Source organism: Streptomyces sp. NPDC097107, assembly GCF_044762405.1.
In the GTDB taxonomy this organism is placed as follows: Bacteria; Actinomycetota; Actinomycetes; order Streptomycetales; family Streptomycetaceae; genus Streptomyces; species Streptomyces thinghirensis.
In genome coordinates, this window is record NZ_JBIWEF010000004.1 from 474,343 (window position 1) to 496,474 (window position 22,132).

The 22,132-nt window shown below is 73.3% G+C and carries 16 protein-coding genes; 13 read left to right on the top strand and 3 right to left on the bottom strand.

Annotated elements, in window-relative coordinates:
- Positions 1–3: 3 nt before the first annotated feature.
- Together ACIQ1J_RS12310 and ACIQ1J_RS12315 are read left to right on the top strand one after the other, a co-directional pair.
- Complete coding sequence (locus tag ACIQ1J_RS12310; protein ID WP_403556487.1) at positions 4–2,817, top strand: SUKH-4 family immunity protein; 2,814 nt, start codon at positions 4–6, stop codon at positions 2,815–2,817.
- A 180-nt stretch (positions 2,818–2,997) separates the two neighbouring features.
- Positions 2,998–3,888, top strand: coding sequence for a cellulose-binding protein (locus ACIQ1J_RS12315; protein ID WP_403556489.1), 891 nt, complete (start codon positions 2,998–3,000; stop codon positions 3,886–3,888).
- A 168-nt stretch (positions 3,889–4,056) separates the two neighbouring features.
- Here ACIQ1J_RS12315 and ACIQ1J_RS12320 read toward each other — a convergent pair whose 3' ends face one another.
- Together ACIQ1J_RS12320 and ACIQ1J_RS12325 are read right to left on the bottom strand one after the other, a co-directional pair.
- Positions 4,057–4,506, bottom strand: a complete 450-nt coding sequence (locus tag ACIQ1J_RS12320; protein ID WP_403556491.1) for a hypothetical protein — start codon at positions 4,504–4,506, stop codon at positions 4,057–4,059.
- Between the two features lie 198 nt (positions 4,507–4,704).
- Entirely contained in the window at positions 4,705–6,216 is a 1,512-nt protein-coding gene (locus ACIQ1J_RS12325) for an MFS transporter (RefSeq protein WP_403556493.1), read from the bottom strand.
- A gap of 589 nt (positions 6,217–6,805) precedes the next feature.
- Here ACIQ1J_RS12325 and ACIQ1J_RS12330 point away from each other — a divergent pair.
- From ACIQ1J_RS12330 to mfd, 3 genes are all read left to right on the top strand, one after another.
- Positions 6,806–7,624, top strand: a complete 819-nt coding sequence (locus ACIQ1J_RS12330) for an ABC transporter ATP-binding protein (RefSeq protein ID WP_403556495.1) — start codon at positions 6,806–6,808, stop codon at positions 7,622–7,624.
- Positions 7,621–10,185, top strand: coding sequence for an ABC transporter permease (locus tag ACIQ1J_RS12335; RefSeq protein WP_403556497.1), 2,565 nt, complete (start codon positions 7,621–7,623; stop codon positions 10,183–10,185). Before ACIQ1J_RS12330 ends, ACIQ1J_RS12335 begins: the two co-directional genes overlap by 4 nt.
- A 369-nt stretch (positions 10,186–10,554) precedes the next feature.
- On the top strand, positions 10,555–14,106 hold the full coding sequence (gene mfd / locus ACIQ1J_RS12340) for a transcription-repair coupling factor (protein ID WP_403556499.1): 3,552 nt from the start codon (positions 10,555–10,557) through the stop codon (positions 14,104–14,106).
- Positions 14,107–14,187: 81 nt separating this feature from the next.
- On the opposite strand, the gene ACIQ1J_RS12345 is transcribed toward mfd, so the two are convergent.
- Complete coding sequence (locus ACIQ1J_RS12345; protein WP_403556501.1) at positions 14,188–14,382, bottom strand: antitoxin; 195 nt, start codon at positions 14,380–14,382, stop codon at positions 14,188–14,190.
- Between the two features lie 134 nt (positions 14,383–14,516).
- Here ACIQ1J_RS12345 and ACIQ1J_RS12350 point away from each other — a divergent pair, with 134 nt between their 5' ends.
- From ACIQ1J_RS12350 to ACIQ1J_RS12385, 8 genes are all read left to right on the top strand, one after another.
- Positions 14,517–15,287, top strand: coding sequence for an HNH endonuclease family protein (locus tag ACIQ1J_RS12350; RefSeq protein WP_403556503.1), 771 nt, complete (start codon positions 14,517–14,519; stop codon positions 15,285–15,287).
- A gap of 68 nt (positions 15,288–15,355) precedes the next feature.
- Positions 15,356–16,099 (top strand): N-acetyltransferase, encoded by a 744-nt coding sequence (locus ACIQ1J_RS12355; protein WP_403556505.1) that lies wholly within the window; start codon positions 15,356–15,358, stop codon positions 16,097–16,099.
- A 111-nt stretch (positions 16,100–16,210) separates the two neighbouring features.
- Positions 16,211–16,351: a hypothetical protein gene (locus ACIQ1J_RS12360; protein WP_403556667.1), complete on the top strand. Its 141-nt coding sequence runs from the start codon at positions 16,211–16,213 to the stop codon at positions 16,349–16,351.
- Positions 16,352–16,486: 135 nt separating this feature from the next.
- Entirely contained in the window at positions 16,487–17,212 is a 726-nt protein-coding gene (locus ACIQ1J_RS12365) for a hypothetical protein (protein WP_403556507.1), read from the top strand.
- A 38-nt stretch (positions 17,213–17,250) separates the two neighbouring features.
- Entirely contained in the window at positions 17,251–18,741 is a 1,491-nt protein-coding gene (pkaE, locus tag ACIQ1J_RS12370) for a serine/threonine protein kinase PkaE (RefSeq protein WP_403556655.1), read from the top strand.
- A gap of 147 nt (positions 18,742–18,888) precedes the next feature.
- A complete protein-coding gene (locus ACIQ1J_RS12375; RefSeq protein WP_210962845.1) occupies positions 18,889–19,536 on the top strand; it encodes a SurA N-terminal domain-containing protein in 648 nt (215 codons plus the stop codon).
- 76 nt (positions 19,537–19,612) lie between these two features.
- Positions 19,613–20,608, top strand: coding sequence for a nucleoside triphosphate pyrophosphohydrolase (locus ACIQ1J_RS12380; RefSeq protein ID WP_403556509.1), 996 nt, complete (start codon positions 19,613–19,615; stop codon positions 20,606–20,608).
- A 205-nt stretch (positions 20,609–20,813) separates the two neighbouring features.
- Positions 20,814–22,121, top strand: coding sequence for a cytochrome P450 (locus tag ACIQ1J_RS12385; protein WP_403556511.1), 1,308 nt, complete (start codon positions 20,814–20,816; stop codon positions 22,119–22,121).
- The last annotated feature ends 11 nt before the right edge of the window (positions 22,122–22,132 follow it).

Sequence of the window (22,132 nt, forward strand, 5' to 3'; positions counted from 1 at the left end):
ACGATGGTGACGTTCGCGCAGGCGCAGGAGCGCGCGGAGGAATGGGTCAACGGCGAGCTGCCGGCGTACCAGCACCGTGAGGTGCGGGTGCGGGAGTTCGACCTCGGGTTCGTGGTGTGGGCCGAGGACCGTGCGGACGGGCCGCGCTCGGACGGGGGCGCGCAGCGGCTGGTGATCGCCCGGGACAGTGGTGAGGCGACGTTGTGGCCCTCGCTGCCGGTGGGTGAGGTGATCCGCCGGTACGAGGAGGAGTACGGCCGTCCCGACGAGGCCGCGGAGCCGGCGCCGGCGCCCGCGGCGCGGGTGGATCTGAATCAGACGTCGTTCCTGCTGAGTCCACCGGAGTGGTTGCAGGAGGCGGCGGACAAGCTGGGTATCCCGGACCGCCGGCGGGGGGACCACGACAGCGGCCGTGACACCGGTGGTGTCGGGGCCGGGGCTCCGGCCGGGGCGCTTCCCGAGACGCAGGCCGGGGCGCCGTCGGCACCGGCGGCTTCCGCGGAGGCGCGGGGGAGCGGTACGGCGTGGCCGGCCGCCGGGGCGAGCGGTGCCGGCGGCGCGGACGCGTCCGGTGCACCGGGTGCGCCTGCCGGGGCGACGCCCTGGGCGGGGACGGACACCAACGCGGACGCCGGTGACGACCGTTCCGTGTCGCTGCCCGAGACCGTGTTCGCGCCGCCGCTGAGCGGTGCCGACGACGACACGCCGCCGCCCGCGGCGACGTCGGACGCCAAGACGGCGCTGATGTCGGGCGGCAGCGGGCTTCCGCCGACCGCGCTCGCGCCGGCGATCGACGACCCGAACGCGCGGGCCGCGTCCGCGGGGGCGGGCACACCACCGCCCGCGCCGCAGCCGTCCGCCGGTCCCGGCGCGCACGCCACCCCGCCCGCGCCGCAGCCGTCCGCCGGTCCCGGCGCGCACGCCACCCCGGCCCGGCCGCTCGCGCCGAACGCCGGGGAGATCGCTGACGCCGCGACCAGCAAGGCGGCGCCGCCGCGCCGTGGCGGTGGTTCGACCACGCCGCCTCCGCCGGGGGCCCCGGGTGCGCCGGGCGCGCGGCCGGGGAGTACGCCTCCGCCGTCCGCGCCGGGTGCGCCGACGGGCGGTTACGTGCCGACGCAGCTGGTGTCGTCGCTCGGTCCCGAGGGGCCGGGGGATCCGGGTGGCTCGGGTGGTCCGGGTACGCCGCCTCCGCCGAGCGCGCCGCAGCCTCCGGCGGGGCAGGGTGCTCCCGGTGCTCCCGGTGCTCCCGGTGCTCCCGGTGCTCCCGGTGCTCCCGGTGCTCCCGGTGTTCCCGCTGCTCCCGCTGCTCCGGGTACGCCGCCTCCGCCGAGCGCCCCCGGCGGGACGCCCCCGGGCGGGATGCACCATGCCGCCACGATGCTGGCCGATCCGGGCCGGACGGGTGGCGGTGCGCCCCAGCCGCCCGGTCCGCCCGGTCCTCCGGCCCCTCCCGGTGCGCCCGGAGTCCCGGGTGCGCCCGGTGGTCCGGGTACGCCGCCGCCCCCTGCCGCTCCCGGTGTTCCGGGTGTTCCGGGTGCCGGTGCGCCCGGCCCGCAGGGCTCCTCGGGAGTTGCGGGTGGTGCGGGCGGTGCCGTGCACCACGCGCAGACCGTGCTGGCCGCGCCCCCGGTGGGCGGCCCCGGCACGCCTCCGCCGCCTCCGGGTGCCCCGGGCGTCCCCGGTGGTCCCGGCCCTGGTGGTTTTGGTGTCCCCGGTGGCCCGGGAGCCGCACAGCCGATGCCGCCCGGTCCGCCCGGTGCGCCCGGTGCGATGCCGCCGCCCGGCGGGCCCGTCCCCGGTCAGCCGCCGGCGTACGGCTATCCGCAGCAGCCCGCCGGTCTGCCGACCGTCGGTCCCGGCTACCAGGCCGTGCTGCGCTATCGCGCGCAGGACGGCTCCGAGCAGCAGCTGATCCGGCGCTCGGCGCCGGGTACGCCGCACCCGGAGTGGCAGATCTTCCACGAGCTGCGGGCCATGAACGTGCCGCCGGACCAGGTGCTGGAGCTGCACACGGAGCTGGAGTCGTGCGTGCTGCCGGGCGCGTACTGCGCGCGGATGATCCGGGAGCAGTGGCCGCAGGCGCGGATCACCTCCATCGCGCCGTACGGCACGGACCACGCGAGCCGGCAGCAGGGCATGCAGCAACTGCTGGAGCACCAGGGCGAGCTGCACCAGGTGGCCGACGGGCCGGCCCGTCCGGCGCCGGTACGCGCGCCGCTGCCGCACGTGCAGCCGGTGCCGCCGGTTCCGCCGGAGGTCATCGGGCAGGAGCTGGGCGGCGCGTTCGGCCCTGGTGTCTTCCGGTTCGAGCAGGCCGCGGTGTCCCGGCAGGGCGTGCCGCCGGTCGTGGCGCACACGCTGGTGGCGGCGGGTCTGCCGATGGACATGGGCCCGTTCTTCTGGGCGCAGGCCCAGCCGGGGCGCCCGGTGCCGACGCTGGCGGAGCTGGCGGTCGAGCGCGGGGTGCAGCCGGCCTCGGACGCGGGTTCGTACCTCGTCGTGGGCAGTGACTTCGGCCGGGCGATCTGTGTGCAGTACGGCACGGCGGCCATCGTGGCGGTGCCGGTGGAGGCGGGGCCGGGCGGTGCGCCCGTGCCGCCGCAGTTCGTGAACTCGGGGCTGCCGGAGTTCGCGCGCTGCCTGGCGCTGCTGGGCCGGATGTGGCGGCTCAGGTTCGGCCTGAACCAGGAGCAGGCGGGCCGCTGGACGGTGGACTTCCAGGCACAGCTGGCCGCGCTGGACCCGGCGGCGCTCGGCTCGCCGGAGAGCTGGTGGTCGGTGCTGCTGGAGCAGATGTGGGACGGACTGCTCTGAGGCGCCCGCGCCGCTGACGGACGTACCCCGGCGTTCCGACGGGCGGGGCCCGGTCGACCTGTGAGGCGACCGGGCCCCGCCCGTTCGCGTGCGGTGTGTCGGATTATGAGGGCTTACGAACGATCCATAAAGTCGGTTAAGTCCATTTAGTGCGGCAGGTTCACCACAGGGGTGATGAGCATGAGCAGCGCATCGGCGCCTCCCCACGGCTTCGTGACCGTACGCGGGCGCGAGCGCGGCTACCGTCCCGAGCAGGTGGAGGCGTGTGCCGAGGCGGTCTCTCGGGAGCGTGACGCGGCCTGGGAACGGGCCGCCCGGCTCACCGTGCTGGCCCGGGAGATGGAGGAGGAGCTGGAGGACCTGCGGGATGTGGTCGCACAGCTCACCTCGCAGGACTACGAGGCGCTCGGGGAGAGCGCCCGGCGCCTGTTCCAGCTCGCCCAGGAGGAGGCCGAGGCCGTACGGGAGAAGGCGCGCAGTGCGGCGGAGGGTCTGACGGAGGACGCGCGGGCGCACGCGGCCGGCGTGCGTGAGGCGGCGCAGGCGCACGCCGACGCCGTACGCGCCGAAGCCGACGAACGGGCCCGGCACCGGCTGCTGGCGGCGCGAGCGGAGGCCGACGAGACGCGGATCGAGGCCCGGCGCGAGGTGAAGGCCGGGCGCGGAGAGGCGCTGGCCGCGCTGCGCGAGATGCGCGAGCGGACCACCGGGATGCTCGCCGAGCAGGACAGGGAGCTGGTCGAACGGCGCGCCGCGGAGGAGCGGGCGGAGGACGAGCGGGCGCGTGCCCTGGACGCGCACCACGCGGAGCTGGTGGCCCGCGCCGAGCAGGAGGCGGGTGAGGCGGCGGAGGCGCTGGCCGACGCCGAGGAGGCGGCCGGGCGGTGGCAGGAGGAGGCCCGGGCCCGGGCGGCCGAGGTGGTCGCCGAGGCCCGGGTGCGCCAGGAGCGGATCGCCCGGGACACGGAGCGCGTGCTGCGCGAGCACGGGGAGCGGTGGGACGAGCTCCAGGCCCACATGGCGTCCGTACGCAGCAACCTCAGCTCCCTGACGGGGCGGGCCGTGGAGTGACACCGGGGCACCGCCCCGCGCCCGCGCCCGCGCCCCGCGCCCGCGCCCCGCGCCCGCGCCCCGCGCCCCGCGCCCGCGCCCGCGCTCCGCGCCCAAGCCCCGCGGTTCCGGTCGCCGTCAGCCGCCCCTGCGCACCGCCCCCGCCAGGATCGAGCCCTCCACGGCCTCCTACTGGCGGCGTTGCTCCTCCGCCTTGAGCCGGCCGGAGAGCATCGTGCCCAGCCAGCCGCAGGCGAAGCCCAGCGGGATGGAGACCAGGCCCGTCGTGGTGAACGGGAACCGCGCGGTGAGCGTGGCGGTGCGTCGCTGCCAGCGGTAGGCGCTGCGCAGGACCCGCAGGTCGCCGTGGTGCCCGAGCGCGTCCCGGCGCGGTGCCCGGTGGGCGGCGGGCTCGGGGGCCGGGCCGGCGTGGGGGTGGGGAGGTTGCGCCGGTTGCCAGGGGCGGGGGCGGGCGTCGTAGGGGGACGGTGCGGGGTGGTGCGGTGGGCGGGGGTACGGGGGTGGTGGCGGCTGGTGGGGGTACGACGGGTACGGGGGTGGTGGCGGCTGGTGCGGGTACGACGGGTACGGGGGCGGTGGCGGCCGGTGCGGGTACGACGGGGACGGGTCGTAGGGCATCCCGGTGCTCCTTGCGCGGCTCGGGTCCGATGTGGCGGACCGCAGGGAGTTGGGGGCGGGGGGCCACGCACGCTACTCGCCGGTTCGGCCATGCGCTGCGTTTTGGCCGAACTGATCGGTCGGTATGCTCGCACGGCTCCGACCATGGGTGTTACCCGCGTTGACCCAGGCGCTTCGGGGGCGCGCCCGCCCGCGTGTTCAGTCCGGGAGAACCGGAAACCGGCGTGGTGCCACCAGCAGCAGCACCAGGAACGCCAGCGCCGCCGCACCCGCCGCGCCCAGGTGGACGGCGTGCACGGCGTCGGCGATCGCCCGCCGCACGGACTCGTCCGCGGTGCCCGAATCCAGTGCACGCGTCACGGAGTCGAGGCCCCCGGCGCCGAGGCCGTCCGTCCCGCCGAGACGCGCGGCCAGCACCCCGTTGGCGATCGCGCCGAAGACCGCCGCGCCGATCGTCTGCCCGGTCTGGCGGCAGAAGAGGACGGACGCGGTCGCCGTGCCCCGCTCCGACCAGCCGACCGTGGACTGGACGCCGACGATGAGCGGGAGCTGGAACAGGCCCAGCGCGGCGCCGAGCAGCAGCATCAGCAGCGTCGGCTGCCACGCCTCGCCGGGATAGGGCAGGAACGGGAAGGCGAACAGGATCAGGCACGCGGTGCCGATGCCGAGCATGGCCGTGTTCCGGAAACCGATCCTGCGGTACACATGCTGGCTCAGGGCCGCGGACACCGGCCAGCTCAGCGTCCAGGCGGACAGCACGAAACCGGCGGCCACCGGCGCCAGGCCCAGCACCGACTGGGCGTAGGTGGGCAGGAACACGGTCGGCGCCACCATCAGCAGCCCCAGCGCGCCGAGGGCGAGGTTCACCGCCGCGATCGTGCGGCGGCGCCACACCCAGCCGGGGATGATCGGCTCCGCCGCCCGGCGCTCGATCACCACCACGGCCGCCAGCAGGGCGAGGCCCGTCCCGAACAGGGCGAGCGAGGGCGCCGACAGCCACGGCCACGCCACCCCGCCCTGCACCAGTGCGGTGAGCAGGGCGCCGCCGCAGGCGAACACGGCCAGCGCGCCCGCCCAGTCGACACGCGCGCGCGTGCCGGACGCCTCGCGTGCGGGCTCGTGCAGGTGACGGACGATCAGCCACAGGGCGAGGGCGCCGATCGGCAGGTTGATGAGGAAGATCCAGCGCCAGTCGGCGTAGGCGGCCAGCACACCGCCCAGGCCGGGGCCCGCGATCGCGGACACCGCCCACACCGTGGACAGCCTGGCCTGGATCCTGGGCCGGTCCTTGAGCGGGTACAGGTCGGCGGCGAGCGTCTGCACGGTGCCCTGGAGGGCGCCGCCGCCCAGGCCCTGCAGGACGCGGAAGGCGATCAGGGCGCCCATGTTCCAGGCCAGCGCGCACAGCAGGGAGCCGAGGAGGAACAGCGACGCCCCCGCCACCAGGACCGGTTTGCGGCCGTAGGTGTCGGAGAGCTTGCCGTAGACGGGGAGCGTGACGGTGACGGCCAGCAGGTAGCCGGAGAAGAGCCAGGAGAAGAGGGAGAAGCCACCGAGGTCGCCGACGATCTGCGGGACGGCGGTGGAGACGATCGTGGCGTCGAGTGCCGACAGCGCCATCGCGAGCATCAGGGCGGCCACGACGGCGCCTCGCCGGTCCGGGCCCGTGCCCGCTCCGGCCTCCTCCACCGCGGGTCGGGTGCTGTCCACGCCGTCCACCCGGGTGCCTCCGTCCTTGCGTTCCCCATGCATCCATCTGCCGGGGTCAGCTTCGCACTTGACCCTGACGCTGCGGGAGGGTGGAGGCTCGATGCGTCCCGGGGAGGAGGACAACCCCGAGGTCCGCTCCACCGAAGGGTGGACAGCCCTTAGGGGTACCTCCGTACTACGGCCCGGGGAGGGTTCGTACCGACGGAGGACGAGACGGGCCCGGTGGCGTCCTTAGTCTGGCTTTACGCCGCTGGGGGGCGGCGAACCGGACCCGCGGGGGTGGGGTTTTCCCCAGCACAAGAGTGCGCTGAACACCAGCGCGCCCGATCCCCGGTTCCGGACAGACTCTTCGACGTAGCAGGACGACGCACACACGACGACACACACGACGACACGCACGACGGCACACGCACGACGGCACACATACGACGGCACACGCACGACGGCATACGACGGCATACGCACGGCGACGCGCACATCGCGACGGGTCGCAGCACGGCAGCACCACGTTCACCCAGTCCACCGGTACCGCTCAGCGCCCGCCGGCGGCACCGGTGGCTCACCTGATGACCGACATAGGAGACTTGACATGACATCGGCCATAAGTATTCCCGAGCATGGGAGCACCGGAGGGCGTACGGCCGTTGCGGCGCGAGCGCGTCAGGTCGTGAAGGCGTACGGATCGGGCGAGACCCGGGTGGTCGCCCTCGACCACGTGGACGTGGACATCGCCCGCGGCCAGTTCACCGCGATCATGGGGCCGTCGGGGTCCGGCAAGTCCACGCTGATGCACTGCCTGGCCGGCCTGGACACCGTCTCCGGCGGGCGGATATACCTCGACGAGACCGAGATCACCGGCCTGAAGGACAAGAAGCTCACCCAGCTGCGCCGGGACCGGATCGGCTTCATCTTCCAGGCCTTCAACCTGCTCCCGACGCTGAACGCGCTCGAGAACATCACGCTGCCCATGGACATCGCCGGGCGCAAGTACGACCGCGCGTGGCTGGACCGCGTCGTGGAGACCGTGGGGCTCGCCGGCCGGCTGAAGCACCGGCCGACCCAGCTCTCCGGCGGTCAGCAGCAGCGGGTCGCGGTGGCGCGGGCACTGGCCGCTCGGCCCGAGATCATCTTCGGTGACGAGCCGACCGGAAACCTCGACTCGCGCGCCGGCGCCGAGGTCCTGGGCTTCCTGCGCCGGTCGGTCACCGAACTGGGCCAGACCATCGTGATGGTCACCCACGACCCGGTGGCCGCCAGTTACGCGGACCGGGTGCTGTACCTCGCCGACGGCCGGATCGTGGACGAGATGCACAAGCCGACCGCGGACGCCGTCCTCGACCGCATGCTGCGCTTTTCTGGGGGACACCCCCGGACCCCCGACTCCGACACCCGGGGGCGCACGTCATGACCGTCGTCAAGACCTCGATGCGCAACTTCCTCGCGCACAAGGGCCGTATGGCGCTCTCGGCGGTGGCGGTGCTGCTGTCGGTGGCGTTCGTGTGCGGGACCCTGGTGTTCACGGACACGATGAACACCACCTTCGACAAGCTCTTCGCAGTCACGTCCTCGGACGTGACGGTCATGCCGAAGGAGGCCAAGAGCGACGACGCCCCGCAGAACGGCGTGCCCGAGTCGCTGCCGGCGTCCGCGCTGGAGCGGGTCCGGTCCGCCGAGGGTGTCGAGTCGGCCGAGGGCATGGTCAGTTCGATGAACGTGACCGTCGTCGACAGTGACAACGACAACGTGGGCGCCACCAGCGGCGCCCCGACGATCGCCGGCAACTGGACGAAGAACGACCTCCGGTCGATGGAGATCACCTCCGGGCACGCCCCGCGCGGGCCCACCGAGCTCATGGTCGACGCCGACACCGCCGACAAGCACGACCTGAAGCTCGGTGACGAGCTGCGCACCATCTCGCAGACCGGCGACTTCAAGGCCGAGATCGTCGGCATCGCCTCCTTCACGGTGACCAACCCCGGTGCCGCCGTCGTCTACTTCGACACGCCCACGGCCCAGCGCGAACTGCTCGGCGCCACCGGCAAGTTCACGCAGCTCAACGTCGCCGCCGCGGCCGGTGTCTCCGACGCGCAGCTCAAGCGGAGCGTCACCCAGGTCATGGACGGCACCTACAAGGTGCAGACGGCGAAGGAGAACTCCGACGAGAACCGCAAGGAACTCGGCGAGTTCATGAACGTCATCAAGTACGCCATGCTCGGCTTCGCCGGGATCGCGTTCCTGGTCGGCATCTTCCTGATCATCAACACCTTCTCCATGCTGGTCGCCCAGCGCACCCGCGAGATCGGCCTCATGCGGGCCATCGGCTCCTCCCGCCGGCAGGTCAACCGCTCGGTGCTGGTCGAGGCGCTGATCCTCGGCATCGTCGGCTCGGTCCTCGGCGTCGCGGCCGGTGTCGGAATCGCCATCGGCCTGATGAAGCTGATGTCGGCGGCGGGGATGAACCTCTCCACCGACGACCTGACCGTCAAGACGGCGACACCCGTGGCCGGCCTGGTCCTCGGCATCGTGGTCACCGTCCTGGCCGCCTACCTGCCGGCCCGCCGCGCCGGCAGGATCTCCCCGATGGCCGCCCTGCGCGACGCCGGTACGCCGGCCGACGGCAAGGCCGGCCGGATACGCGGCCTGATCGGCCTGGTCCTCACCGGCGCCGGTGCCGCGGCCCTGCTCACGGCCGCTGCCGCCGACAAGGCGAGCGAGGGGTCGCTGATGCTCGGCGCGGGCATCGTGCTGTCCCTCATCGGCTTCGTCGTCATCGGCCCGCTGCTGGCCGGCTTCGTGGTCCGGGTGATCAGCGCGGTGCTGCTGCGGGCCTTCGGCCCGGTCGGCCGCCTGGCCGAGCGCAACGCCCTGCGCAACCCGCGCCGCACCGGCGCCACGGGCGCCGCCCTGATGATCGGCCTCGCGCTGGTCGCCTGCCTCTCGGTGGTCGGTTCCTCCATGGTCGCCTCGGCCACCAGCGAGCTGGACAAGACCGTCGGCGCGGACTTCATCGTCCAGGGCAACCAGCGGATCGTGCCGCAGGCCGAGAAGGCGATGCAGGACACGCCCGGCCTGGCGCACGTCACCCGCTACAAGATGCTGGACGCCACGCTGACCTCGCCCGACGGCAAGACGGACGACGACGGTGTCACCGCCGCCGACCCGACGTACGCCCAGGACGTGAACCGCGCGACGACCGAGGGCAAGCTCTCCGCCGCCTACGGCATCGACGCCATGTCGGTCGGCGCGGACTACGCGAAGAAGCACGGCGTGCACGTCGGCGACACGGTCTCCGTCGCCTTCAAGGGCGGCGAGACCGCCGAGCTCAAGGTCGCCGCGATCACGGACGACGACGTGGCCATCGACCAGGGCGCGCGGTACATCAGCATCGAGACGATGCGGAAGTACCTGCCGGCCGACAGCATCCCCCCGAACACGATCATGTTCGCCAAGGCGGAGGACGGTCAGGCGGAGCAGGCGTACGCCGCGCTGAAGAAGTCGCTGGACGCCTACCCGCAGTACCAGGTGGCCGACCAGACCGACTACAAGCAGGAACTGAAGGACCAGGTCGGCCAGCTGCTGAACATGGTCTACGGCCTGCTCGCCCTGGCGATCATCGTCGCGATCCTCGGTGTGGTGAACACCCTGGCGCTGTCGGTGGTCGAGCGGACCCGCGAGATCGGCCTGATGCGGGCGATCGGTCTGTCCCGCCGCCAGCTGCGCCGCATGATCCGCATGGAGTCCGTCGTCATCGCCCTCTTCGGTGCCCTGCTCGGCCTGGGGCTGGGCATGGGCTGGGGCGCCACGGCGCAGAAGCTGCTCGCCCTGGAGGGACTGAACGTCCTCGACATCCCCTGGCCGACGATCATCGGCGTCTTCATCGGCTCGGCCTTCGTGGGCCTGTTCGCCGCCCTGGTCCCGGCGTTCCGGGCGGGCCGCATGAACGTCCTGAACGCCATCGCGACGGAGTAGCCACCCAGAGCCACCGCACACGGGGGTTGCGGGGGAACGCCCGGCGCCGGAAGTCCTGGACGACTTCCGGCGCCGGGCCCCTTCTCGTCCGTCCGGGGGCTCCGACGCCACGAGGGGTCCCCTTTCGGCCGACCGAGTCGGGTAGTGGTCGGGTAGTGGGTGGGCGCCGGCCGGCCGTAGCAGGGGGCGGAGCCCCCTGCTACGGCCACCGTGGCGCCGGCCACCACACACCGGGCGTCATCCACAGCCCCCGGCGCAGGCGGGCGCGGCGTCGTACGCTGGACACCCCCGGCCCTCACACCGCCGGGCTACTCGTGTTGTCCACCCCAGCACCCGCACCCAGCACCCCAGGACGGAAGCGCCCCCTCCATGAGCCTGCACGGTCTGCTCGACGCCGTCGTCAAGGACACCGCCCTCGCGGAAGCGATCTCCGCGGCCGCAGACGGCAACCGCATGCACGTCGACCTGGTCGGGCCCCCCGCGGCCCGCGCCTTCTCGGTCGCCGCGCTGGCCCGCGAGACGGGCCGCCCGGTGCTGGCGGTGACCGCGACGGGGCGCGAGGCGGAGGACCTGGCCGCGGCCCTGCGCTCGCTGCTGCCCGAGGAGGGCGTCGTCGAGTACCCCTCCTGGGAGACCCTCCCGCACGAGCGCCTCAGCCCCCGCAGCGACACCGTCGGCCGTCGCCTGGCCGTCCTGCGCCGCCTGGCCCACCCCCGCCCCGACGACCCCGAGACCGGCCCGGTCTCCGTCGTCGTCGCGCCCGTACGCTCCGTGCTCCAGCCGCAGGTCAAGGGCCTCGGCGACCTGGAGCCGGTCGCCCTGCGCACCGGGCAGAGCGCCGACCTGGAAGAAATCGTCGAAGCCCTCGCGGCCGCCGCGTACGCGCGCGTGGAGCTGGTCGAGAAGCGCGGCGACTTCGCCGTGCGCGGCGGCATCCTGGACGTCTTCCCGCCGACCGAGGAGCACCCCCTCCGCGTCGAGTTCTGGGGCGACGACGTCGAGGAGATCCGCTACTTCAAGGTCGCCGACCAGCGCTCCCTGGAGGTCGCCGAACACGGCCTGTGGGCCCCGCCCTGCCGCGAGCTGCTGCTCACGGACGACGTACGGGAGCGCGCCCGGGTCCTCGCCGAGAACCACCCCGAGCTGGGCGAACTGCTCGGCAAGATCGCCGAGGGTATCGCCGTCGAGGGCATGGAGTCCCTGGCCCCCGTCCTCGTCGACGACATGGAACTGCTGCTGGACGTACTGCCCAAGGGCTCGATGGCGCTCGTCTGCGACCCGGAGCGGGTGCGGACCCGCGCCGCCGACCTCGTGGCGACGAGCCAGGAGTTCCTCCAGGCGTCCTGGGCGGCCACCGCGGGCGGCGGCGAGGCGCCGATCGACGTCGACGCGGCCTCTCTGTGGTCCATCGCGGACGTCCGGGAGCGCGCCCGCGAGCTGGACATGATGTGGTGGTCGGTGTCGCCCTTCGCCGCCGACGACGCGCTGGAGGACGCCGACACCCTCAAGCTCGGCATGCACGCCACCGAGACCTACCGCGGCGACACCGCCAAGGCGCTGGCCGACACCAAGGGCTGGCTCGCCGACGGCTGGCGCGTGGTCTACGTCACCGAGGGCCACGGCCCCGCCACCCGCACCGTCGAGGTCCTCGGCGGCGAGGGCATCGCCGCCCGTCTCACCGTGTCCAATGGGAAAACGGGCGACCTCGGCACCCTCAGCCCTTCCGTCGTGCACGTCTCCTGCGGCTCGATCGACTACGGCTTCGTCGACCAGGCCCTCAAGCTCGCCGTGCTCACCGAGACGGACCTGACCGGGCAGAAGGCCGCCGGCCGCGAGGGCGCCCGGATGCCCGCCCGGCGCCGCAAGACCATCGACCCGCTCACCCTGGAGACGGGCGACTACATCGTCCACGAGCAGCACGGCGTCGGCCGCTACATCGAGATGGTCCAGCGCACCGTGCAGGGCGCCACCCGCGAGTACCTGGTCGTGGAGTACGCCCCGGCCAAGCGCGGCCAGCCCGGCGACCGCCTCTACATCCCCACCGACCAGCTGGAGCAGATCACCAAGTACGTCGGCGGCGAGGCGCCCACCCTGCACCGCCTGGGCGGCGCCGACTGGACCAAGACCAAGGCCCGCGCGAAGAAGGCGGTCAAGGAGATCGCCGCCGACCTGATCAAGCTCTACAGCGCGCGGATGGCGGCGCCCGGGCACGCGTTCGGCGCGGACACCCCCTGGCAGCGCGAGCTGGAGGACGCCTTCCCGTACGTGGAGACCCCGGACCAGCTCACCACCATCGCCGAGGTCAAGGAGGACATGGAGAAGACGGTCCCCATGGACCGCCTGATCTGCGGCGACGTCGGCTACGGCAAGACGGAGATCGCGGTCCGCGCCGCCTTCAAGGCGGTCCAGGACGGCAAGCAGGTGGCCGTACTCGTGCCGACGACCCTGCTGGTGCAGCAGCACTTCGGGACGTTCGGCGAGCGGTACGCCCAGTTCCCGGTGAACGTGCGGGCGCTGTCCCGTTTCCAGACCGACACCGAGTCGAAGGCGACCCTGGAGGGGCTGCGCGAGGGCTCGGTGGACATCGTCATCGGCACCCACCGCCTGTTCTCCTCCGAGACCAAGTTCAAGGACCTGGGCCTGGTCATCGTCGACGAGGAGCAGCGTTTCGGCGTCGAGCACAAGGAGCAGCTGAAGAAGCTCCGCGCCAACGTCGACGTCCTGACCATGTCCGCCACCCCCATCCCGCGCACCCTGGAGATGGCGGTCACCGGCATCCGCGAGATGTCGACGATCACCACCCCGCCGGAGGAGCGCCACCCGGTGCTGACCTTCGTCGGCCCCTACGAGCAGAAGCAGATCGGCGCCGCGATCCGCCGCGAACTGCTGCGCGAGGGGCAGGTCTTCTACATCCACAACCGCGTCGAGTCCATCGACCGCGCGGCCGCTCGTCTCCGCGAGATCGTCCCCGAGGCGCGCATCGCCACCGCCCACGGCCAGATGTCGGAGCAGGCGCTGGAGCAGGTCGTCGTCGACTTCTGGGAGAAGAGGTTCGACGTGCTGGTCTCCACGACCATCGTCGAGTCCGGCATCGACATCTCCAACGCCAACACCCTCATCGTCGAGCGCGGCGACAACTTCGGCCTCAGCCAGCTCCACCAGCTGCGCGGCCGGGTCGGCCGAGGCCGGGAACGCGGCTACGCGTACTTCCTCTACCCGCCGGAGAAGCCGCTCACCGAGACCGCGCACGAGCGACTCGCCACCATCGCCCAGCACACCGAGATGGGCGCGGGCATGTACGTGGCGATGAAGGACCTGGAGATCCGCGGCGCCGGGAACCTGCTCGGCGGCGAGCAGTCCGGCCACATCGCCGGCGTCGGCTTCGACCTGTACGTGCGGATGGTCGGCGAGGCCGTCGCCGACTACCGGGCCTCCCTGGAGGGCGGAGTCGAGGAGGAGCCGCCGCTCGAGGTCAAGATCGAACTGCCCGTCGACGCGCACGTCCCGCACGACTACGCCCCCGGCGAGCGGCTGCGGCTCCAGGCGTACCGGTCCATCGCCTCCGCCAACAGCGAAGAGGACATCAAGGCCGTACGCGAGGAACTCGTCGACCGCTACGGCAAGTTGCCGGAACCGGTGGAGAACCTGCTGCTGGTCGCGGGCCTGCGCATGCTCGCGCGGGCGTGCGCCGTCGGCGACATCGTGCTCCAGGGCAACAACATCCGCTTCGCGCCCGTCGAGTTGCGTGAGTCCCAGGAGCTGAGGCTCAAGCGGCTCTACCCCGGAAGCGTCATCAAGGCCGGCGCCCACCAGGTCCTCGTACCCCGGCCGAAGACCGCGAAGGTGGGCGGCAAGCCGCTGGTCGGGCGCGAGCTGCTCGGCTGGGTCGGGGAGTTCCTGACCTCGATCCCGGGTGCCTAGGCCCCCGCTCGCCCGCTGAAGAAGCCGTCCACGGGGACAGGCCCGTGGACGGCTTCGACGTATTCGAGGTGCGGGAACGCGCTACTGCTGGTCGGGGCCGCCCCGCTCGCGCCCGAAGCCGAGTTTGCCCTCGACCTGCTGCTGCGCGGCGTCGACCTGCTTCTCGTGCTTGCCACCGGTCCTCTTGTTGACCTGTTGCTCGGCGGCGTCGGACATCTTCCTTGACCTGTCCTTGTCCTTGCCGGCCATGCTCTTCATCTTGTCGAGGATGCCCATACAGAGCTCCTTCCGAGGCGTGACTCACTGTCGACCGTACGACAGATATGCCCTACATGCCCACTAAAGCCCACTGTGGTCTGGACCTCTGCGTCGCTACGGTGGTACCGGTGAACGGCAAGGGGAGGGCACGCATGAGGCGGCACAGCAGGATCCGTACCGGTTGGGCCGCGGCCCTGGCTCTGGCCCTGGTCACCGGATGCGAGGGCCTCGGGGGTGAGGGTGAGGGCACCTCGTCCTCGGGCGGCGGCGCCGAGGCGCCGGCCGCGGGGCAGGCCGTCAGCCCTCTGCGCAACCCGGACGGAACCGAGCCCGGCCTCGCCCCGGTCACGGGCGACACCCACGAGGCGACGGCCCGGCGGCTCATCGAGGGCCTGAAGACCAAGGGGCGCGGCCCCAGGACGGGGTACGACCGCGACGAGTTCGGCTACGCCTGGATGGACTCGGCCGACGGCGTGCCGCTCGCCCGGAACGGTTGCGACACGCGCAACGACCTGCTGCAACGCGACGGCCAGGACCTGCGCTTCCGCTCCGGCTCCGACTGCGTGGTCGTCGCCATGACGCTGGACGACCCGTACACCGGCACGTCCATCGAGTGGCGCAAGCAAGAGGCGGGCGAAGTCCAGATCGATCACGTCGTCCCGCTGTCGTACAGCTGGCAGATGGGCTCCTCGCGGTGGGCGGAGAGCAAACGCGAACAGCTGGCGAACGACCCGCTCAACCTGCTCCCCGTCCAGGGCCGCGCCAACTCCGCCAAGCGCGATTCGGGGCCGGCCTCCTGGCTTCCGCCCGCCAAGTCGATCCGGTGCGCGTACGCCGTCCGCTTCGCGCAGGTCGCCGTCAAGTACGAACTGGCGGTGACCGCACCGGACCGGCAGGCGATGCTCCGGCAGTGCGACGCCTGAAGCGGGCCTCGGAAAGCGCCGGCGAGATCCGCTTTCGGCCCGTCGGGCCTCCTGTCTGCGGTGGCCCCATGAAGCTGACGGTGTCGAGCCTCGCCGAGCGCCCGGAGATGCTGGACCGGGTCCGCGAAATGGCGGACAGCTGGCCCGCGTTCGCCGTCGAGGACCTGTCGGGCAACGCCCACTGCCCGCGCATCGCCGTCGAACTGCCCGAGTACGTGCAGTTCGCCGAGGACGAGCACGGCGAGGTCGTCGCCCACGCTCACAGCGTGCCGTTCGCCCTGCACGCCGCGGGACGCGGCACGCTGCCCGCGCGGGGCTGGGGCGAGGTGCTCGTCCGGGCCTTCGGCGACCTGCGCCGCGGTGTCGCCACCGACACCGTCAGCGCCATCTCCGTCACCGTCGCCCCGCAGGCCCAGGGCCTCGGCCTGTCCGGCCGGATGCTCGCCGCCATGCGCGACGACGCCCGCGCCCGCGGCTTCCGCGAGGTCGTCGCCCCCGTCCGCCCCAGCGCCAAGCACCTCGAACCGCACGCCCCCATCGAGGAGTACGCCCGGCGGCTGCGTCCCGACGGTCTGCCCCACGACCCCTGGCTGCGCGTCCACACGCGGGCCGGCGCCACCCTCGACTCCGTGGCTCCGGCCTCCATGACCGTCTCCGGCTCGCTGGACGAGTGGCGGCACTGGACGGGACTGCCCTTCGACACCTGCGGGGACGTCGAGGTCCCCGGCGCCCTGGTGCCGGTGCGCTGCGAGCCGGAGCGCGGATACGCGGTGTACGTCGAGCCGAACGTGTGGACGCGGCACCCGCTGTGAGTCACCGGTGTGAGTCACCCGGGCACGGGCACCGGTGGCACGGGTGCCGGTGGCACGGGTGCCGGTGGCACGGGCGCCTGTGCTGAGGGCTCGGGTGGCCAGAATTCGCCGTTGCTGCCGGTCTACGGCGCCCGCTTCCGCGCCCTCGACGAGTTCGAACCGGCGCTCGGGCTCGCGGGCCGCCTCGGCGAACAGCTAGTACGCGGCATGTACGACGGGCTCACGGACGGCACGGTGGCCCCCGGTCGATGACCTGGTGGTGATCGGTACGGCAACGGTTCGGTACAACCGGGGACCACTGTCGGCCCCGGCCTATAGGCTCGGACTTTCACGCCGAACGGCCCGTTCGCCCGTCCGGCACGTCGGCATCATCGCCCAGGAGCAGTCATGTACGGCAACAGCGCCGCCGGGCCGCCGCCCTCCCGCGGGGCGGCCACCGTCATCACCCTGCGCGTACTGTTCGCCGCCGCGGGTTTTCTGACGTGCGGTCTGCTCGCCTGCGTCCCGCTGTTCCGGATCGCCGTGCTGCGCGGCCGAGGGCTCGACTGGACCGTGGCCTGGCTGAGCCTGCCGGTGTCCATCGGCTGCCTCGCCGTGGTCGGTTCGCTGCCGGAGAGCGACCGCCGGACGGACGTCGCCATGGCCGCGCTCCTGTTGATCGGTGCGGCGGCCGGCGCCTACTTCCTGGTGGTCGACATACGCCTGCACGCCGCACCGCGGCAGTTCACCGGCTACGCGCCGCCGCACGCCCCCGCCGCGCACTACGGCCAGACGCACCCCGCGGGACCGTACGCGCCCACGCTCGTACCGCAGCCCCCGCCCACCCCGGCCCCGCAGCCCCCGCCCACCCCGGCCCCGCAGCATCCGCACACCCCGGCCCCGCGGCCCCCGCACCCGGGCCTCCAGGCGCCCCAGACGCCGGTACCCCGAGCACCGGCCTCCCAGGCACCGGTGAGCCGGACGCCCGTGCCCCAGGGCCCCGCGCCCACCCCGCCGCCCCAGCACCCCGCCCCCGCCCGCATCGACCAGGTCCGCGCCGAGCTCGACGAACTCAGCGACTACCTGCGCAAGCACGACGGCACCGGCAACGGCAACCACGAGGGCGGACGGTGACCGTGGCGACAGGACGTGTCGTCGCCGACCGGTACGAGCTGTCCACCCTCATCGGCCAGGGCGGCATGGGCCAGGTCTGGACGGCGTACGACCGGCGGCTCGACCGGCGCGTCGCCGTGAAGCTGCTGCGCCCCGACAAGGTGGCCGGCCAGGAGGCCGACGAACTGCGCCGCCGGTTCGTCCGCGAGTGCCGCGTGACCGCACAGGTCGACCACCCCGGCCTCGTCACCGTGCACGACGCGGGCAGCGAGGGCGAGGAGCTGTTCCTCGTCATGCAGTACGTCGACGGCGCCGACCTCTCCGACCACCTCGCCGAACACGACCCGTACCCCTGGCAGTGGGCGGTCGCCGTCGCGGCCCAGCTGTGCGCCGTCCTGAGCGCCGTGCACGCCGTGCCGATCGTCCACCGCGACCTCAAGCCGCGCAACGTGATGGTCAAGCAGGACGGCACCGTCACCGTCCTCGACCTCGGCGTCGCCTCCGTCATGGACGCCGACACCACCCGCCTCACCCACACCGGCACCCCCATAGGCTCGCCCGCCTACATGGCACCCGAGCAGGCGATGGGCGGCGCCGTCGGCCCGTACACCGACCTGTACGCACTCGGCGTACTCCTGCACGAACTGCTCAGCGGAGACGTCCCGTTCGCCGGATCCACCGCCCTCGGTGTGCTCCACCGGCACCTGTACGAACCGCCGCTGCCCGTGCGCCGCATCCGCCCCGAGGTCCCCGAGGCGCTCGAAGCCCTGGTCCTGCGCCTGCTCGCCAAGGACCCGCAGCACCGGCCGGCCTCCGCCCAGGAGGTCTACGAGCACCTGGCGCTGCTGCTGCCCGCGCGCGGCATGCCCACCGGCGGCCCCCTCGACCCCACCCGCCCCTTCGTACGCCCGCACGCCCCCTGGCCCGACCGCGCACGCACCCCCGCGCCCCAGCCGTCCCCCGCGGCGCCCGCCGCCGAGGCCGAGAAGCCGGACGTCGCCCGCGCCGTCGACGACGTCAAGCGCCTCCTCGGCGAGGGCCGCATCACCCAGGCCGTCGACATCCTCGGCGCGATCCTGCCCGCCGCCGCCGAACAGCACGGCGAACGCTCCCCGGTCGTCCGCACCCTGCGCAAGCAGTACGCCGCCACCCTCATGGACGACGGCCAGTACCGGCGCGCCCTGCCCGAGCTGCGCCGCCTCGCCGACGAACGCGCCGCCGAGGCGGGCCAGGCCGACCCGCAGTGCCTGCGCCACCGCTACGACGCCGCCCAGTGCCTGGAACAGCTCGGCGAACCGGCGGCCGCCCTCATCGAGTACCGCGCGCTGCTGCCGTACTACGAGAACCAGTACGTCGCAGGCGACCCCGACCTGGCCCACGACGTCCGCCGCCGCATCGGCCACCTGCTCCTCGCCCTCGGCGACCGCGCCGCCGCCCACGAGACGCTGGCCCGGCTGCTGCACGACGTGGAGCGCCTGCACGGCCCCGGCCACCCGCTCGCGGCCGAGATCCGGCGCACCCTCCAGTGGCTCGGCCAGGTACGCGGCTGACGGCCGCCACCCCCGCCGGGGCGCGGCGGTGCCCGAAGTCCTGGTGAATCGTTGGTCGAATGGGTTGGCCAGAGCCCGGCCACTGCCTACCATCGATCATCGCAAGACTTTGTGCGCCGTCGCACAAGCTCTCCTCGGGAGGTTTCCTTGCACCGCCGCCGTCGCACCGCGCTCCTGTTCACCGCCGCGATCGCCGCAGCGGCGCCCCTGCTCACCGCCTGCGGCAACGACGCGCATCCGGGAGCGGCGGCCGTCGTCGGCGACCAGCGGATCACCGTCTCCCAGCTGGAGAACCGCGTCGACGAGGTGCGCGAGGCCCAGCGGGCCGCCGTCCCCGACGACGCCCAGTACGAGCAGGTCGTCGCCCGCACCGGCACCCTGACCCGCGACACCCTGCACGGCATGGTCCTCGACCGGGTCCTGCACCGCGCCGCACAGGACGCGGGCGTGACCGTCAGCCGCCGGGAAGTGCAGGAGATGCGCGGCGGCCTGGAGGAGCAGGCGGGCGGCGCCGAGGAGCTGGAGACCGTCTGGCTCCAGCAGTACGGCGTCCCGCCCGAGCGCCTCGACGACAACCTCCGCCTCCAGCTGGAGGCCCAGAAGCTCGCCGAGAGCCTCGGCACCGACACCAGCCGCCCCGAGTTCTGGCAGGCCCTCTCCAAGGCCTCCGAGAAGCTCGACGTCGACCTCAACCCGCGCTACGGCGCCTGGGACGTACAGAAGAGCAGCCGCGTCGACACCAAGGTGCCGTGGGTGCGGGAGATCACGGAGGCGCGGACGCAACAGACGGCGTAACGGTCCTGCGGGGGCGCTTCCGCCGCCCCTGTGGACGACTCACGGGGCTGTCGGCCGCGTGCGTTACGTTCTGATCGTGAACGCAACCACCGCCGACACCACCCCCGGCACCGCCCCCGACCCCGGCCGCGTCGTCCTGCTCACCACCAGCCACCGCGTCGCCCCCGGCCTGCTGTCCTGGCCCGCCTGGCAGGCCCTGCGCACCGCCGACCGCGTGCTGTGCGCCGACGGCGCCCACCCGCAGCTGCCGTACCTGCGCGAGGCGGGCATACGGGTCGACGAGACGGCCCCGACCGCCGAGGAACTGGTCGCCGCCTGCACCGGCGGTCACACGGTGGTGGTCGTGGCGACCGGTGAGGGCGACCCCGCCCTCACCGACGGACTGGCCCGCCTCGCCGGATCCGGCCGTGTCCGGATGCCGGACCTGGAGCTGCTCCCCGCCTCCTACGACCTGCCGGGCGCCCGCCTGCTCGACCTCGTCCAGGTCATGGACCGCATCCGCGTCGAATGCCCCTGGTCCTCGCAGCGCACCCACAAGGGTCTGGCCAAGTACGCCATCGAGGAGGCGTACGAACTCGTCGAGGCGATCGAGGACGGCGACCGCGACGAACTCCGCGAGGAACTGGGCGACGTACTCCTCCAGGTCGTCTTCCACGCCCGCATCGCGGAGGAGGACCCCGACGCGCCGTTCTCCGTCGACGACGTGGCCGGCACCATCGTCGCCAAGCTGATCCACCGCCACCCGCACGTCTTCGGCGACGCGACCGCGTCCACCCCCGAAGAGGTCAGGGAGCACTGGCTGCGCACCAAGGCGGACGAGAAGCAGCGCACCTCGGTCACCGAAGGCGTCCCCCTCGGCCAGCCGGGACTCGCCCTCGCCACCAAGCTCGCCTCCCGGGTGCGCACTGCGGGCCTGTCCGTCCCGCTGCCCGCCGGCGAGGGCATCGGCTACGAGCTGCTGTCCCTGGCGGCCCGCGCCGAGGCCGAGGGCACGGACCCGGAGGCGGCACTGAGAGCGGCGGCGCGTGCGTACCGGGACGCGATCAGGGAGGTCGAGGCCGCCGGGGGTTGAGGCCGGTGCCGTGCGGCGCCGTGGGGGTGGGCCCCCGCCGTCTTGGTCACTGTCGGGGGTGGGCCACCGTCGTCCTGGTCACTGTCGGGGGTGGGCCCCCGCCGTCCTGGTCACCGTCGGGGGTGGGCCCCCGCCGCCCCGGTCACCGTCGGGGGTGGGCCCCCGCCGCCCCGGTCACCGCCGGCTCCCCGGATACGGTCAAGGGGTGACCGACCACTCCACGCCCGACCGTCCCGCCCCCGAGCTCTTCACCTGGGAGTTCGCGAGCGACCCCTACCCCGCCTACGCCTGGCTGCGCGAACACGCCCCGGTGCATCGCACGCGGCTGCCCAGCGGTGTGGAGGCCTGGCTGGTCACCCGGTACGCCGACGCCAAGCAGGCCCTCGCCGACCCGCGGCTGTCCAAGAACCCGGCGCACCACGACGAGCCCGCACACGCCAAGGGCAAGACCGGCATTCCGGGGGAGCGGAAGGCCGAGCTGATGACCCACCTGCTGAACATCGACCCGCCGGACCACACGAGGCTGCGGCGGCTGGTCAGCAAGGCGTTCACGCCCCGCCGGGTCGCCGAGTTCGCGCCCCGGGTGCAGGAGCTCGCCGACGACCTCATCGGCCGGTTCGCCGGCACCGGCAGCGCCGACCTGATCCACGAGTTCGCGTTCCCGCTGCCCATCTACGCCATCTGCGACCTGCTGGGCGTACCCCGGGAGGACCAGGACGACTTCCGGGACTGGGCGGGCATGATGATCCGGCACGGCGGCGGACCCCGGGGCGGGGTCGCGCGGTCGGTGAAGAAGATGCGGGGCTATCTCGCCGACCTCATCCACCGCAAGCGCGCGGCACTGCCGCCCGAGCCGGGCCCCGGCGAGGACCTCATCTCCGGGCTCATCCGCGCCTCCGACCACGGCGAGCACCTCACCGAGAACGAGGCGGCGGCGATGGCCTTCATCCTGCTCTTCGCGGGTTTCGAGACCACGGTCAACCTCATCGGCAACGGCGCGTACGCCCTGCTCACCCACCCCGGGCAACGGGACCGCCTGCAGACGTCCCTCGCCGCCGGCGAGCGCGCCCTGCTGGAGACCGGCGTCGAGGAACTCCTGCGCTACGACGGCCCGGTGGAGATGGCCACCTGGCGCTTCGCCACCCGGCCGCTCACCATCGGCGGGCAGGACATCGCGGCCGGCGACCCCGTCCTCGTCGTACTCGCCGCCGCCGACCGGGACCCGGAGCGGTTCGCGGACCCGGACACCCTGGATCTCTCCCGCCGCGACAGCCAGCACCTCGGGTACGGCCACGGCATCCACTACTGCCTCGGTGCCCCGCTCGCCCGCCTGGAGGGGCAGACCGCCCTCGCCACACTGCTCACGCGCTTCCCGGACCTGCGCCTCGCCGCGGACCCGGCCGAACTGCGCTGGCGCGGCGGGCTCATCATGCGAGGTCTGCGCACCTTGCCCGTGTCGTTCACACCCGTACCGTCGGCGGCGGGCAACGAATCGTCGCCGACGCAAAAGTGACACGCGCTCAA

Coding starts and splice junctions, on each gene's coding strand:
- ACIQ1J_RS12350 (WP_403556503.1), top strand. CDS start 14,517: ATGAGGCGGCACAGCAGGATCCGTACCGGTTGGGCCGCGGCCCTGGCT.
- ACIQ1J_RS12315 (WP_403556489.1), top strand. CDS start 2,998: ATGAGCAGCGCATCGGCGCCTCCCCACGGCTTCGTGACCGTACGCGGG.
- ACIQ1J_RS12345 (WP_403556501.1), bottom strand. CDS start 14,382: ATGGGCATCCTCGACAAGATGAAGAGCATGGCCGGCAAGGACAAGGAC.
- ACIQ1J_RS12335 (WP_403556497.1), top strand. CDS start 7,621: ATGACCGTCGTCAAGACCTCGATGCGCAACTTCCTCGCGCACAAGGGC.
- mfd (WP_403556499.1), top strand. CDS start 10,555: ATGAGCCTGCACGGTCTGCTCGACGCCGTCGTCAAGGACACCGCCCTC.
- ACIQ1J_RS12310 (WP_403556487.1), top strand. CDS start 4: ATGGTGACGTTCGCGCAGGCGCAGGAGCGCGCGGAGGAATGGGTCAAC.
- ACIQ1J_RS12320 (WP_403556491.1), bottom strand. CDS start 4,506: ATGCCCTACGACCCGTCCCCGTCGTACCCGCACCGGCCGCCACCGCCC.
- ACIQ1J_RS12330 (WP_403556495.1), top strand. CDS start 6,806: ATGACATCGGCCATAAGTATTCCCGAGCATGGGAGCACCGGAGGGCGT.
- ACIQ1J_RS12355 (WP_403556505.1), top strand. CDS start 15,356: ATGAAGCTGACGGTGTCGAGCCTCGCCGAGCGCCCGGAGATGCTGGAC.
- ACIQ1J_RS12365 (WP_403556507.1), top strand. CDS start 16,487: ATGTACGGCAACAGCGCCGCCGGGCCGCCGCCCTCCCGCGGGGCGGCC.